Origin of the sequence: Arthrobacter sp. MW3 TE3886 (assembly GCF_041262145.1) — a bacterium.
In the GTDB taxonomy this organism is placed as follows: domain Bacteria; phylum Actinomycetota; class Actinomycetes; order Actinomycetales; family Micrococcaceae; genus Arthrobacter.
The window spans coordinates 4,195,525-4,208,563 of sequence record NZ_JBGCAN010000001.1; the positions used below are offsets into that span (position 1 = coordinate 4,195,525).

At 67.5% G+C, this 13,039-nt stretch carries 12 protein-coding genes; 7 read left to right on the plus strand and 5 right to left on the minus strand.

Going from position 1 to position 13,039, the window contains the following annotated elements; translation table 11 throughout:
- The first annotated feature begins 3 nt into the window (after positions 1–3).
- Positions 4–144, plus strand: a complete 141-nt coding sequence (locus ABH915_RS19130) for a hypothetical protein (RefSeq protein WP_370124316.1) — start codon at positions 4–6, stop codon at positions 142–144.
- Here the strand turns inward: ABH915_RS19130 and mgtA are convergent.
- A complete protein-coding gene (gene mgtA, locus ABH915_RS19135; RefSeq protein ID WP_370124318.1) occupies positions 117–2,849 on the minus strand; it encodes a magnesium-translocating P-type ATPase in 2,733 nt (910 codons plus the stop codon). The two genes, ABH915_RS19130 and mgtA, sit on opposite strands and share 28 nt — an antisense overlap.
- Positions 2,850–3,091: 242 nt before the next feature.
- Here mgtA and ABH915_RS19140 point away from each other — a divergent pair, with 242 nt between their 5' ends.
- The gene (locus ABH915_RS19140; protein ID WP_370124320.1) at positions 3,092–3,826 is read left to right on the plus strand and encodes a GAF and ANTAR domain-containing protein; all 735 of its coding nucleotides are present in this window, start codon (positions 3,092–3,094) and stop codon (positions 3,824–3,826) included.
- Between the two features lie 25 nt (positions 3,827–3,851).
- Here the strand turns inward: ABH915_RS19140 and ABH915_RS19145 are convergent, their stop codons facing one another.
- The 4 genes from ABH915_RS19145 to ABH915_RS19160 all read right to left on the minus strand — a co-directional run bounded on the left by ABH915_RS19145 (position 3,852) and on the right by ABH915_RS19160 (position 6,310).
- Positions 3,852–4,646 (minus strand): alpha/beta fold hydrolase, encoded by a 795-nt coding sequence (locus ABH915_RS19145; RefSeq protein ID WP_370124322.1) that lies wholly within the window; start codon positions 4,644–4,646, stop codon positions 3,852–3,854.
- 172 nt (positions 4,647–4,818) lie between these two features.
- Entirely contained in the window at positions 4,819–5,028 is a 210-nt protein-coding gene (locus ABH915_RS19150; protein ID WP_018775450.1) for a hypothetical protein, read from the minus strand.
- A gap of 95 nt (positions 5,029–5,123) precedes the next feature.
- On the minus strand, positions 5,124–5,537 hold the full coding sequence (locus ABH915_RS19155; protein ID WP_370124324.1) for a VOC family protein: 414 nt from the start codon (positions 5,535–5,537) through the stop codon (positions 5,124–5,126).
- Positions 5,538–5,743: 206 nt separating this feature from the next.
- Complete coding sequence (locus ABH915_RS19160; RefSeq protein ID WP_018775452.1) at positions 5,744–6,310, minus strand: type 1 glutamine amidotransferase domain-containing protein; 567 nt, start codon at positions 6,308–6,310, stop codon at positions 5,744–5,746.
- Positions 6,311–6,498: 188 nt separating this feature from the next.
- Here ABH915_RS19160 and ABH915_RS19165 point away from each other — a divergent pair, with 188 nt between their 5' ends.
- The 5 genes from ABH915_RS19165 to ABH915_RS19185 all read left to right on the plus strand — a co-directional run bounded on the left by ABH915_RS19165 (position 6,499) and on the right by ABH915_RS19185 (position 12,979).
- On the plus strand, positions 6,499–8,373 hold the full coding sequence (locus tag ABH915_RS19165) for a Na+/H+ antiporter (RefSeq protein ID WP_370124326.1): 1,875 nt from the start codon (positions 6,499–6,501) through the stop codon (positions 8,371–8,373).
- Between the two features lie 135 nt (positions 8,374–8,508).
- A complete protein-coding gene (locus ABH915_RS19170) occupies positions 8,509–8,760 on the plus strand; it encodes a DUF2630 family protein (RefSeq protein WP_026538595.1) in 252 nt (83 codons plus the stop codon).
- 44 nt (positions 8,761–8,804) lie between these two features.
- A complete protein-coding gene (locus ABH915_RS19175; protein WP_370124328.1) occupies positions 8,805–9,863 on the plus strand; it encodes a CapA family protein in 1,059 nt (352 codons plus the stop codon).
- A gap of 210 nt (positions 9,864–10,073) precedes the next feature.
- Entirely contained in the window at positions 10,074–11,414 is a 1,341-nt protein-coding gene (locus tag ABH915_RS19180; protein WP_370125043.1) for an ammonium transporter, read from the plus strand.
- A 119-nt stretch (positions 11,415–11,533) separates the two neighbouring features.
- A complete protein-coding gene (locus ABH915_RS19185; RefSeq protein ID WP_370124330.1) occupies positions 11,534–12,979 on the plus strand; it encodes a S8 family serine peptidase in 1,446 nt (481 codons plus the stop codon).
- Positions 12,980–13,039 lie beyond the last annotated feature (60 nt).

Here is a 13,039-nt window from a genome sequence, read left to right on the forward strand (position 1 = left end):
GCTATGGCTTTCAAGTCGAAGCGTGGGCCATCGGCCATCAGTCATGTGCTGCTGAAACTGGTGCGCTCCTACGGGTTCCCCAAACCCGAACAGGACCAGGTGGCCGCTGCCTCCAACTATCCGCCCGCGGCCGAAACCCTGTGAGGGCCTTTATGCCCGAGTTTGCGTCGACGGCGCCATCCCGGGCCCCGGTGGACGAGGAGCGGCTTCGCCGGGATGCTGAAGCGGGCGGCCCGCCGGGCAATGCGGTGGGTCCGGCCGCGGTGCCGGAGCGCCGCTGGCCGGCCAGGGACAGGCTGCTGGGCGGCCCGGGCGTAAAACCAGACTTTCGCCATTTCGACCAGAACCAAGTACACCGCGGCCATCCCGAGCAAGGCGAGGAAGAACGGAACAGGCAGCGGATCGAAGCCCAGCACGCCGGCCAGGGGCGAGAACGGCAGGTACACCCCCAGGGTTACCACCCCCAGGGAGGCACCGACCAGGCCCAGCGACGGCCTGCTCCGGAAGAAGGGCACGCGCCGGGTCCGGATGACGAAGATGATCAGTGTCTGCGTGACGATGGACTCGATGAACCAGCCGGCCCGGAATTCGCCGGGAACCGCGTCGAGGACGAACAGCATCAGGGCGAAGGTCGCGAAGTCGAAGATAGAGCTGATCGGGCCAAACAGGAACATGAAACGCCGGATGAAGCCGATGTCCCAGTGCGATGGGGCCACCAGCTGTTCCTTGTCCACCCGGTCGCCCGGAATGGCCAGTTGGCCGGCATCGTAGAGCAGGTTGTTGAGCAGAATCTGGCCCGGCAGCATGGGCAGGAAACTCAACAGCACGGAGGCCGTGGCCGCACTGAACATGTTGCCGAAGTTGCTGGACGTGCCCATGAGAACGTACTTGATGGTGTTGGCGAAGATCCGCCGGCCTTCCATGACGCCCTCAGCCAACACCCCCAGGTCCTTATCGAGCAGCACGACGTCGGCGGCGTCCTTGGCGACGTCGGTGGCGCTGTCGACCGAGATGCCGATGTCCGCCGCATGCAGTGCCAGGGCGTCGTTGACGCCGTCGCCCATGAACCCGACGGCGCCGCCGCTTAGCCGCAGCAGCCGGATGATCCGCGCCTTCTGTTCGGGCGATACGCGGGCGAAGATGCTGGCCTCCCGTGCGGCGGCGGCCAGCTCCGGATCGGACATGGCCTCCACGGCGGCGCCGCTGAGCGTTCCGCCGGAGAGGACGCCGAGTTCGTCACAGACCTTTTCGGCGACCCGGGCGTTGTCGCCGGTGGCGATCTTGACCGTAATGCCGAGCGCCTCGAGCTGGTCAAGCGAGCCGCGGGCGTTGGCTTTGGGCCGGTCCAGGAAGATGAGGAACCCGGCAAGGACCAGATCCTTCTCGTCGGATGGCGTCAGGTCCTCCAGCCCGCCCGCGGGTCGCGTTCCGACAGCTATCACCCGGGATCCGGCGTCGAACTGCTGGTCCAGCATCGCCTGCACGTCCGCAGGCGTGCCCACGCAGAGGGCCAGGACATCTTCCGGCGAGCCTTTTGTGATGATGCGGGCTTCTCCGTTGGCTTCGCGCACCAGCACGCTGGTCCGGCGGCGCTGGTGGTCGAAGTCTATGACGTCCAGGCGTTCGTAGCGCTCGGGCCGGAAGGCCGCCGCGTCGGATGATTCCCAGAGGGCGGCATCCAAGGGGTTCAGGCCGACCGCAGAGAGTTTCGCCTCGGCGTATTCGGCCTCTGTCGCCAACAGTCCGAGCGTGAGCAGCTCGGCGGGCGGGATGCCCGGGCCGACGGGCAGCGCGGCGGTGAAGCTGATCCGGCCCTCGGTCAGCGTCCCGGTCTTGTCCGTGACCAGGATGTCCATGTCGCCCAGGTCCTCGATGCAGACCAGGCGCTTCACCAGGACCTTGCGCCGGGCCAGCTGCCGGGTTCCCGTGGCCAGGCTGGTGCTGACCACCGCGGGCAGCAGCTGCGGAGTGATGCCGACCGCGATCGCCAGGGAGAACAGCAGCGATTCGATCACTGGCCGGTGCAGCAGCAGGTTCGCGACGAAGATGAGCGAGCTCAGCCCGATGGCCACCTGCAGCAACAGGAAGGAGAAGCGTTTCAGGCCCAGCTGAAACTCGGTCTGCGGCTGCCGTTCGCCCAGGCCCAGTGCAATCCGGCCGAATTCCGCCCGGCCTCCCGTGGCGACCACCACCGCGGTACAACTGCCGGACTGAATCACGGTCCCCATGAAGAGGCAGCTGCTCAGCTCCGCCAGCGGCGCATCCTCCGGCACCGGCGCCGGATCCTTGGCAACCGGCAGCGATTCCCCGGTCAGGATGCTTTCATCACACAGGAGGTCCTTCTCCGTCAGCACCCGCATGTCGGCCGGAATGATCGCGCCGATCCCCAGGTGGACGACGTCGCCGGGCACCAGCGCGGTGACGTCGATTTCGCCTTGGACCCCGTCGCGAACGACGACGGCGCGGTGCGTGACGCGGGAATGTAAGGCCTCCGCAGCGCGTTCGGCCCGGTATTCGTTGCTGAACCCGAGCCCGACACTGACCAGCAGGATCACGCCGATGACGATCGCGTTCGTGGGATCCCCGAGAAACAGTGAAAGCCCGGCGGTGATGAGCAGGAGGATCAGGATGGGGCTGGCCAATTGCCGGCCCAGCACCGACCACCCGCTGGCCATGTGGGTCCGCACCGCATTCGGCCCCAATTCCGCCAGGCGCCTGACTGCTTCGGCACCAGTCAGTCCATTCCCGCCCGAGCCCAGCTCTTCCAGCACGGCGGCGACTGGCCGGGCCGCGGCGCGGGCGATCGCCAGCGGTGCGGGGGGCGAGTCCTTGACGTCCAGCTCTGGCATGCGGATCCGTTCACGACAATTCGTTTAAGGCACAGCTTATGCCCGGGACGAACGGTTCAGGAGCCGTCGGACCAGTGCCTGGATGGAACCCGCGTTTCCCGGATGTATATACTCTCCCGGTACGGTTTTGCAGCGAGCCGTTGGATTGTTCTTCGATCCGGCCGCTGCCGTATCCGCCACTTTGCCGCGGTGGGAAGCACGGCCGGGTCGTCTTGACCTGAGTGAAACGGCACAACAGATAAGTGGTCAGCGAGTCAACCGCAAATTCAATAAACCAGCACCTGCATGAACTGGTGCTCAGCAGCTCCGACGTCGAGGACTTCCTCGGTGAGCTCGCCCGCGTGTCCGCGCGCAGCCTGTCCGAGCCCGGGGACGAAGTCCTGTGCGGCATCACGCTCCTGCGGGAAAGGAAGGCGGCCACCGTCGCGAGCAGCAGCCCCGCCGCGCAGGCCATGGACGAAATCCAGTACGCCTTCGGCGACGGTCCTTGCATGACGGCTTCCCGGGAGCAGGAAACCGTCCACGTTGAGGATCTGGTTCTGGATGGCCGCTGGCCGCAGTACGCCGCCACGGTGCGCGGACATGGCTTCCGGTCCATCCTGGCGCTGCCGTTCCTGCTCGAAGGCGAGACCCGGGCCGCCCTGAACCTGTATTCGCACCGGCCGGGCCGGTTCGATGAGCGCGCCACGGAACTTGCCCGTGACTTCGTCCACCAGACATCCATGGCCCTGCGCCTCGCTGTCCGGTTCGCGCACAGCAGCGATACGGCCGCCAACCTCAAGGCCACCCTGGAGACACGGACCGTGATCGACGTCGCCGTCGGCATCATCATGGCGCAGAACCGCTGCAGCCAGGCCGAGGCGTTCGAGCTCCTGAAGTCGGCCTCTAGCGCCCGGAACATCAAGCTCCACGCCGTCGCGGCCGGGGTGGTCGAGTCACTCGGTCAGGGCCCCACCCGGACCCACTTCGACGTCTGACCCCGGCCCTGGGCAGCCCGTGCGGTCAGGCCGGGCTTCCGGGCAGCGGCTCGCCCGCGGCCGCGCCAAGGCCCGTGAACGCCAGAATGCCGTCCCGCACCTCGAGGGCCCGGTTGTGCTGGACGACGTGCCCGGTTCCCGGCACCTCCAGTAGCCGCCCGCGGCTGGCGAGCCCGGCCAGCCGGCGGCACCAGTCTGCATCCGCGATGGGGTCGTTGGCGCCGCGCACCACGAGGACCGGTGCGCTGACTCCGGCGATCCTCTGATCCATGGGGTACTCCATCATGACCTGCAGGGTCTTGAAGTACCAGGACGGGCCGCACCGCAGGTAGTCGGTGAAAACCAAGGCGTTCGAGGAGGGGCTCTCGTAGAACAGGCAGTCACGGCCCAGCGCCAGGGCCGTCCGCGCCACTGTGCCGCGCCGGGGGTCCACCACGGGACCCATCAGAACCACATTCGAGATCCGGCCCGGTTCCTGAAGGGCCGCCTCCAGGGCCATCTGCGTTCCCATCGAGTGCCCCACCAGCACTATTTCGGCAACGCCAAGCTGTTCCATGGCGCCAAGGATGTAGCGGGCGTGGTCGGCAATGGAGAGCGTGTACGCGGGCTTGGGGGTGGCGCCGAATCCCGGCAGGTCGATGGAGTAGGTCTCCACCGATCCGGCCAGGATCCGGTGCAGCCGGCGCAGGTAACGGTGTGACGCGCCGATACCGTGGATGAGCACGACGGCGGGCGCGGACCCGCCAGCCATTTCGCGCGAGGCGAAGACGTGGCCGGCGTGGCCCGCGACAAAAATCTCCAGACGGACCGGATCGGTCATGCGGTGCACGACCGCGGCGCGCAGCACGGGTGCGGGAGGGACCGCGTGGCAGCAGCCGGGGTCATGGAGGGCTCGTTTCGTAGCCGGGTGGTCGGCCCAGTCTAGTAAGCCTGCTGGCTAGATCCCTGACGCCGTGCGGGACGGCCGGCCCTTTCAGGCTGATCACGGCGGATCAGGTGTCCCGTTTGTCCCGCTCTTCGAACTCCTCATCGAGGTCATAGTGCCGGAATTCCGTCTCCGGATTCGGCTCCCCCTCCACCACGTACTCATAGTCCAACTGGCGCTCGACTTGGCTGTCGAGGACCTGAAGATCCTTGTCCGGCACCTTGCTGAGGTCCTCCGGGAAGTCATCTTCCGGGCTGAGGTGCAGCTTCTCGGTCATTGCATGCCTCCCTTGGCCAGGGGACGGACTCGTCCCTGCACTGTCCTGGCTGCATCTAGGATAGCGCTTGCTGCCGGCCGGGCCGAGGGCCCCTCCTAGGCAGGCTCGGAACCGACGTTCACCAGCCAGTCCACACCAAACCTGTCCTTGCACATGCCGAAGATGTCGCCCCACGGTGCCCTCTCCAGCGGCATCGCGATGGTGCCGCCTTCGGCCAGCTTGTCGAAGTAGCCACGGAGCTCAGCCTCGTTGGACCCGCTGAGGGATACGGAAAAGTTGTTGCCCGGGGTGAAATCCATGCTGTTGGGCGTGTCCGCGCCCATCAACACCATGCCCGCGTCCGTCCTGAGCTGGGCATGCATGATCTTCTCCTGCTCCGCCGGGTCTTCGCTGGCGTGGTATTCGGCGAAGGTACTCATGGTCAGTTCGCCGCCGAACACCGACTGGTAGAAGGTCATGGCCTCTTGCGCGTTGTCGCGGAAGCCGAGGTAGGGATTGAGCGTAGTCATGTCCGAAACTCCTTGCTGCTGGGGGCGCCGGCCGGGGCGGCAACGACGACGGTGCACGGTACAGGGCATATCCTGCCGCAAAACCGGCAGCGTGGGTAGGTGCCCGGCAGCGGAACCGGGCCGCCGACGACAAAGCAACTGAGGGGCCAGCCGGAAGCCTCAGACGGCGGCCTTTGCCGCCGTCGGAGGCTTCCACGGGCGTGCGGCTACGGCGTCTGGCCTGCGTGTTCGCCTTCGGCGATTTCCTCAAGGAGTTTGGCGTTGAAGGCCGGGAGGTCACGCGGGCTGCGGCTGGTCACCAGGCCCTGATCCACCACGACCTGCTCGTCAGTCCAGATCGCGCCGGCATTCTTGAGGTCCGTCTGGAGCGTGTGGTACGAGGTCAGGCTCCTGCCGCTGACCACGCCGGCGTCAATGAGCAGCCACGGGCCGTGGCAGATGGCGGCGACAGGCTTGTGCTGCTCGAAGAAGGCCCGGGTGAACGCCTGGGCGTCTTTGTCGACTCTGAGGTGATCGGCGTTGACCACGCCGCCGGGGATGACCAGGGCGTGGAAGTCGGCGGCGTCGGCCTGTCCCACGGCGAGGTCGACCGCGAACGTCTGCCCTTTTTCGGTGCCGTCATAGCCCTGCAGTTCTCCGCTCTTCGGCGAGACCAGGGTTGGCACGCCGCCGGCTTCCTTCACGGCATCCCACGGGCTGGTCAGCTCCACTTGCTCCACACCGTCGGTCAGCAGGAACGCGACTTTCTTGCCCGAAAGGTTGTGCTCTGACATATATGTCCTCCTCATGCCGGGGCGCGGGCCGGGCAGCATTTGTTCAGTATTTGTTCAGTGCCGGCGCCAGCGCAGACTCTCAGTTGGCTTGCAGTCTTAACTCTAGGAAGCCGCCAAGTCGTAAGCAAGCTGATGATGTGTTGCGGAGCCGCGGACGGCAGCGGACAGGAAGCTGAGAGAATGGGCCAATGGAAGTCGCTTTCGGGCTACTGGCCCTCGTCGCCATCGTCTGTGCCGTCAGCGCGCTGGGCCAAAAGATCAACGTCTCCGTCCCCCTGCTGCTGGTGCTGGCCGGCGTGGTGTGCTCGTTCCTCCCGTTTGTTCCGACCATCGAGCTGAACCCCGAACTCGTTCTGGTCGGGCTGTTGCCGCCGCTGCTCTACGCTGCGGCGCTGCAGACCTCGCTGTTCGATTTCCGTTCCAACCGCCGCTCCATTGGCCTGCTGTCGGTGGGCTACGTCATTTTCGGCACGGTCAGCGTCGGGCTGGTGGTCGCCTGGCTGTTTCCAGAGATCCCGTTGGCGGCCGCCATGGCCCTGGGTGCGGTCGTCGCGCCTCCGGACGCCGTGGCCGCGACGGCGATCGCGCGAAAGGTGGGCATGCCCCGCAGGATTGTCACCATCCTGGAGGGCGAATCGCTGGTCAACGATGCCACGGCGCTGGTCTGCCTGCGTGCTGCCATCGCCGCCATCGCCGGAGCTGTCTCCGCAGCGGAGATCGCCGGCGGCTTCGTCCTGGCGGCCGGCGGGGGCGTGGTGGTGGGCGTTGCCGCGGCTTTCGTGCTCACCGCGCTCCGCAAGCGGATCCGCAACGTGGCCATCAACACCTCCACTTCGCTGATCGCCCCGCTCGTGGCCTACCTCCCGGCGGAAGCAATCCACGCCTCCGGCGTCCTGGCCGTCGTCGTTACCGGGCTGATCATGGGGACCAAGGCGCCGTCCATGCCAAACGGGGCGGCACGGCTGAGCCAGCGCAGCAACTGGCACACGGTGCAGTTCCTGCTGGAGAACTCTGTGTTCCTCCTGATCGGGCTGCAGGTCCGGACCATCATCGAGGGCGTCCGGGATGATTCGCTGGGGCCGGAAAGGATCTGGTTCGGCTGTGCCGTGGTGCTGCTCGCCGTACTGGTCCTGCGTCCGGTCTGGGTCTTCCCCACCACCTACCTGCCGCGGCTCATTCCCGCGGTCCGGCGCAAGGATCCCGCGCCGCCGTGGCAGTATCCGGCGATCGTGTCCTGGGCCGGCATGCGCGGCGTGGTGACGCTGGCCGCCGTCCTGGTCCTGCCGGCGGAGCTGGAGCACCGGTCCGTCCTGATCCTGATGGCCCTCGTGGTGGTGGGCGGCACGCTGACCCTGCAGGGCTTCACGCTCCCGGTCCTGGTCCGGTGGCTGAATGTGAAGGGGCCGGACCCGCGCGAGGACGCGCTTAACGAGGCTTCGCTGATGCAAATGGCGACGGCGGCGGGCGTGCAGCGGCTCCAGGAACTGCGTTCGGACGCCGATCCCCCGGAAGTCGTGGCGATGCTGAAACGGCGCACCCAGGAGCGCGGGCTGGCCGCATGGGAGCGGCTGGGCCGCCCGTCCGCCGAAGCCGCCACCCCCAGCCAGCGGTACGCCCAACTCCGGCTGGCCATGCTGGACGCCGAACGCACCAAAGTCCTCGAGCTGCGGCGCGGCGGCGGGTACGCGCACGAGGTCCTGGTCAACGTCCTTGACCGCCTCGACGTCGAAGAGTCCATGCTGGACGCCGCACTGGAGGAACCGGACGCGGACGGCGGCAGCGGCGGTGAGGGAATCGCCCGGCCCCGCGGAGTCTGTCCGCACCTGGAATCCGCCCCGGATCTCGTCGTCCCGCCCGGGCCCTTCTGTGAGGCGTGCGAACGGGAGGGGACGACGACGGTGCATCTGCGGATGTGCCTGCAGTGCGGCAACGTGGCCTGCTGCGATTCCTCACCGGGAACCCACGCGTACAAGCACTTCCAGCTCAGCGGCCACCCCGTCATGCGCAGCGCCGAGCCGGGCGAGGACTGGCGCTGGTGCTACCCGGACGAGCTCCTGGGCTAGGCCGCAGGCACCGGCCAGCGCCGTCCCGCCCGCACTCGGGGCTGCCCTGTTCACCGCGCCGTCCCCTCCGTAGGCTGGAAGGGAACCCGGGGGAAGAGAAGGCGGCCCGCCGCCGTCGGACGAAAAGAGGACACCGTGGACAACCAAGACATCCTGGAGCGCATCAAGGCCCTGGTGGAGGAGGAACACGGCCTCCGCGAAGGCTCAACCCAGCCTGGTGAGCAAGGGAGCGGAGCCCCGGACATTCTCCGGCTGCAGCAGGTGGAAGAACAGCTGGATCAGTGCTGGGACCTGCTCCGCCAGCGGCGCGCGAAAAAGGACTATGGCGAGAACCCGGACGAGGCGGAGGTGCGGCCGGTCAGCGAGGTCGAGGGCTACCAAAGCTAGCCCTCGGCCCTGACCTGACAGGCTGGGAAGTAGGCAGGCAGGCCATGCGGATCGCGCTGCTGGGAGACGTCATGCTGGGCCGGCTGGTGAACCGGCACCTGGCAACGGCCCGGCCTGCCTACCCGTGGGGCGACACTCTGGAGCTCCTGAAGCAGGCGGATGTTCGCATCGCCAACCTCGAGTGTGTCCTGGCGGCCGGCGGCGAGCCCGAGCCCGGCAAGATCTTCCATTTCCGCTCGGACCCGAAGAACGTCGCCAGCCTCCTCGCCGCCGGGATCGACGCCGTCTCGCTGGCCAACAACCACGTCCTGGACTTCGGCCAGGCAGCGTTCGCTGAGATGCTGCCGGCGCTGGACGGCTGCGGCATCTTCCATGCCGGGGCCGGCCCGGACCTGGAGGCGGCCCGCCGCCCGGCCGTGTGGCGCGTGGGCGCCGTCGCCGTCGGATTCATTGCCTTCACGGACAACGAGCCCGGCTGGGAGGCCGGCCCCGCGGCTCCCGGAGTCTACTACGTCCCGGTGGACGATGTTCCCTTGACCGCCGTACCCGTGACCGCCGTACCCGTGACCGCCGTTCCCGCGACCGACGGCGGCCGGCGCCGCCGGGCCCGGCGGGACGGCCTCCTGGAACTGGTCGCCAGGACCAAGGCCCGCGTCCAGGTCCTCATCGTGTCGGCCCATTGGGGCGGGAACTGGGGCTACGAGGTCCCGGCCGGGCATCAGGACCTTGCCCGGGACCTCATCGAGGCCGGGGCCGACGTCGTGTTCGGCCATTCGCCGCACATATTCCGCGGCGTCGGCATCCACCGGAACCGCCCCATCATCTACAGCGCCGGGGATTTCATTGACGATTACGCTGTGGACCCCGTCGAGCGCAATGACCAGTCCTTCGTGTTCATGCTCGACACCGACGCCGGCGCACCCCGCACTCTTCGGCTGCATCCGACGATCATCGCCGGATTTCAGGCCCGCCTGGCCCGCGGGTCGGCCCCCGATATAGCCGCCCGGATGCAGCGGCTGAGCGGCCAACTGGGCACGTTGGGCAGCTGGAACGCGGCCGGCCGCTGCCTGGAGATTCCGCTCGACAGCCCTCCAGGCACATGAGGCTCCGTTTACATTCCTGAAACATGCCGGTCACGCGAACTTCACGCCGTCGCGATTCCCGTAACGTGCCCGCAACTTTCCGCCCCACTGCCGGAAACATGGCTCCGCGAGGATTAAATCCGGATCGGGGGGGCCGGCGGCGACGTGTCCCGGTACGGAAGACTGACGAGAAGGGACCCGCCGGTGGAGCTCACTGCTGGAAGCGTCTGGATGATTGTGTCGGCAGCGATGGTTCTGCTGATGACCCCGGCCTTGGGCCTGTTTTACGGCGGCATGACCCGGGCCAAGGCCTCGCTCAACATGATGATGATGAGCTTCGTCTCGGTCGGAATCGTCGGGGTGGTGTGGGTCCTCTGGGGCTACTCGATGAGCACCGGGCAGGGCGTCCTCGGCGTGTTCGGCAACCCGTTCGCGAGCTTCGGCCTGAGCAGCCTCATCGGATCGCCGGACCTGATCAAGGCCGGCTACAGCGCCACATTCGCCATCCTCACCGTGGCCCTCATCAGCGGCGCCATCGCGGACCGCGCGAAATTCACCTCTTGGGCCCTCTTCGTCCCCATCTGGATCACCCTCGTGTACTGCCCGCTGGCCTTCATGGTCTGGGGCGGCGGCCTCATGAGTGCCGGCGGCGCCGTGAGTGCCGTGTTCGGCCAGGTCATCGACTTCGCCGGCGGCACCGTGGTGGAAATCGCGTCCGGAACCGCAGCCCTGGTCCTGGTCCTGATCCTGGGCAACCGGCACGGCTTCGGCAAGGACCCCGGCCACCGCCCCCACAACATCCCCTTCATCATGCTCGGCGCGGGCATCCTGTGGTTCGGCTGGTTCGGCTTCAACGCCGGCGCCGCTACCACCGTGGAGCAGGCCGGCCTGATCTGGGTGAACACCCTGGCCGCCCCCGCCGCGGCCATGATCAGCTGGCTGGTGACGGAGAAGGTCCGCCACGGCCACCACACCTCTTTGGGCGCGGCGTCCGGCGCTGTCGCCGGCCTGGTGGCCATCACGCCCTCGTGCGCCAACATCAGCCCCCTCGCCGCGCTGGGCCTGGGCTTCGTGGCCGGTGCCGCCTGCGCGGTGTTCGTGGACCTGAAATTCAAGTTTGGCTTCGATGACTCGCTCGACGTCGTCGGCGTCCACCTCGGCGGCGGCCTGATCGGCACCCTCGCGCTCGGTTTCATTGCGCTGCCGGTGGACGGTGCCGGCGGCGGGCTGTTCTACGGCGGCGGGCTCCACCAAGTCATCGCGCAGGCCGTGGCCGTCCTCATCACCGTGGCGGTGTCCGGCCTCGGGACCGCGGTGATCGGACTGGCCATCCACAAGACGCTGGGCTTCCGGGTCAGCCGCGAGGATGAACTCGCCGGCGTGGACCGGTCTGAACACGCCGAGACCGCATATGCCTTCGCCGAACTGGGCTTCAGCCGGTTCAACCCGTTCGGCCACCACGTCGGCGCGGCGCACGCCGCGACGTCGGCCCACGCGGCGACGTCAGCCCACGCGGCCGGCCGGGCACCGGAAAACGCATCCGCGCGTGCAAAGGAGGACAGCCTCGTCTGAGGCGACCGCCGGGTCCGGCACAAGTTTTTCCAAAGGGCCCGGGTGTAAGACGCGGCCGGAGGCTTAAGATATGGGCGGGGGGCACTCGAATTAGCGAACTCGCTTAATGGGAGGCCACGATGTTCAGCCAAGCCAGCCGCAAGGCATCAAAACCGAAGCTAACATCGGTGGCGCGGACCCCGCGCAGACACCGGCGCAGCTCCCTTCCCAGAACGGACACAGGTTGGTTCGGGCGCGGGCTGGCCTCGCTGGCGGCCTTTGCCCTGGTGGCTGGCGGCGGCCTGGTGGCGGCAGCTCCTTCGAACGCCGCCGGCCCGGCGCAAAACTATATCGTGGTGCTCAAGGACGGCGTCGTGGACGCCGGAGCGGTGGCGGCCGCCCAGCAAAGCGCCTACGGATTTGCGACGTCGAAGGTCTACCGCAATGCCGTGAAGGGCTACTCTGCCAACCTGACGGCGGCCCAGGCGCAACGCGTCCAGGCCGACCCGAACGTCGACTTCGTTACTGCGGGCCGGACCTTCCAGAATCCGCAGGAGCCTGGGACCTCGGCCACGCAGGAGACACCGTTTTGGCGGAAGCGGATCGCCGGAACCAGTTCCGACGTCCGTAAGGCCCTCGACAAGGGGCCAAGCCGGATCAATGTCAACGTCGCCGTGATCGACAGCGGCATCGACGCGACCCACCCGGACCTGAACGTCAAGGGCGGGGTTGACTGCCAGTCCGGCTCGCCCGTGGATGTGACCCCCGTTGATGTCATGGGGCACGGGACGTTCGTCGCCGGTGTGATCGGCGCCCGGAACAACCGCCTGGGCGTGATTGGGACCGCCCCGGGCACCCCGCTGTGGTCCGTCCGCGTGGTTGACGACGCCGGCCTGATCTCCGAGGAGATGCTGATCTGCGCGATTGACTGGGTGACGTCGACGCACAAGGATGACGACGACAGCAACGACATCGCCGTGGCCAACATCAGCATCGCCGGCGGCGCCCCGGACACGTCCAACTGCGGCAAGGGCACGGACCCGATGCACTACGCCATCTGCCGCTCGGTCCGGGCCGGCGTCACCTACGCCGTCGCGGCCGGCAACGCCGGTGAGGACTTCGCCAACACGGTCCCGGCCACGTACGACCAAGTGCTGACCGCCACCGCCATGGGCGACTTCGACGGAAAGTCCGGCGGGGATGCCGCCGCCGTCTGCGGCCCGGACGACTTTTCGAAGTACGGGCAAAAGGATGACCAGCAGGCCTTCTTCTCCAACTTCGCCACCACGAGCGAGGACAAGGCCCACACGGTCGCCGGCCCCGGCGTGTGCATGCTCTCCACCTGGCCCGGCGGGTACAACGTCAGCAACGGCACCAGCTTCGCCAGCCCGGCTGTGGCAGGATCCGTGGCCCTGTGCATCAGCCAGAAGGCCTGCACGGGCTCAGCCGAACACGTCATGAAGCAGTACCTGGAGCTGACAAAGTCGTACTCGAAGCGGCACCATGACTACGGCTTCGACGGCGATCCCATCCACCCGGTCGGGGGGCAGTACTACGGATACCTGACCCAGACGGTGAGCTTCTGACGCTTCGGTGTGAGGTATCCGGCCTTGCCAGTGGCGGACGTCGGTAGAGGTTCCCGGCAG

Excerpts from the sequence above, each read along its gene's own strand:
- ABH915_RS19160 (WP_018775452.1), bottom strand. The coding sequence starts at position 6,310 with ATGTCAGAGCACAACCTTTCGGGCAAGAAAGTCGCGTTCCTGCTGACC.
- ABH915_RS19150 (WP_018775450.1), bottom strand. The coding sequence starts at position 5,028 with ATGACCGAGAAGCTGCACCTCAGCCCGGAAGATGACTTCCCGGAGGAC.
- ABH915_RS19145 (WP_370124322.1), bottom strand. The coding sequence starts at position 4,646 with ATGACCGATCCGGTCCGTCTGGAGATTTTTGTCGCGGGCCACGCCGGC.
- ABH915_RS19130 (WP_370124316.1), top strand. The coding sequence starts at position 4 with ATGGCTTTCAAGTCGAAGCGTGGGCCATCGGCCATCAGTCATGTGCTG.
- mgtA (WP_370124318.1), bottom strand. The coding sequence starts at position 2,849 with ATGCCAGAGCTGGACGTCAAGGACTCGCCCCCCGCACCGCTGGCGATC.
- ABH915_RS19155 (WP_370124324.1), bottom strand. The coding sequence starts at position 5,537 with ATGACTACGCTCAATCCCTACCTCGGCTTCCGCGACAACGCGCAAGAG.
- ABH915_RS19165 (WP_370124326.1), top strand. The coding sequence starts at position 6,499 with ATGGAAGTCGCTTTCGGGCTACTGGCCCTCGTCGCCATCGTCTGTGCC.
- ABH915_RS19175 (WP_370124328.1), top strand. The coding sequence starts at position 8,805 with ATGCGGATCGCGCTGCTGGGAGACGTCATGCTGGGCCGGCTGGTGAAC.
- ABH915_RS19185 (WP_370124330.1), top strand. The coding sequence starts at position 11,534 with ATGTTCAGCCAAGCCAGCCGCAAGGCATCAAAACCGAAGCTAACATCG.
- ABH915_RS19180 (WP_370125043.1), top strand. The coding sequence starts at position 10,074 with ATGATTGTGTCGGCAGCGATGGTTCTGCTGATGACCCCGGCCTTGGGC.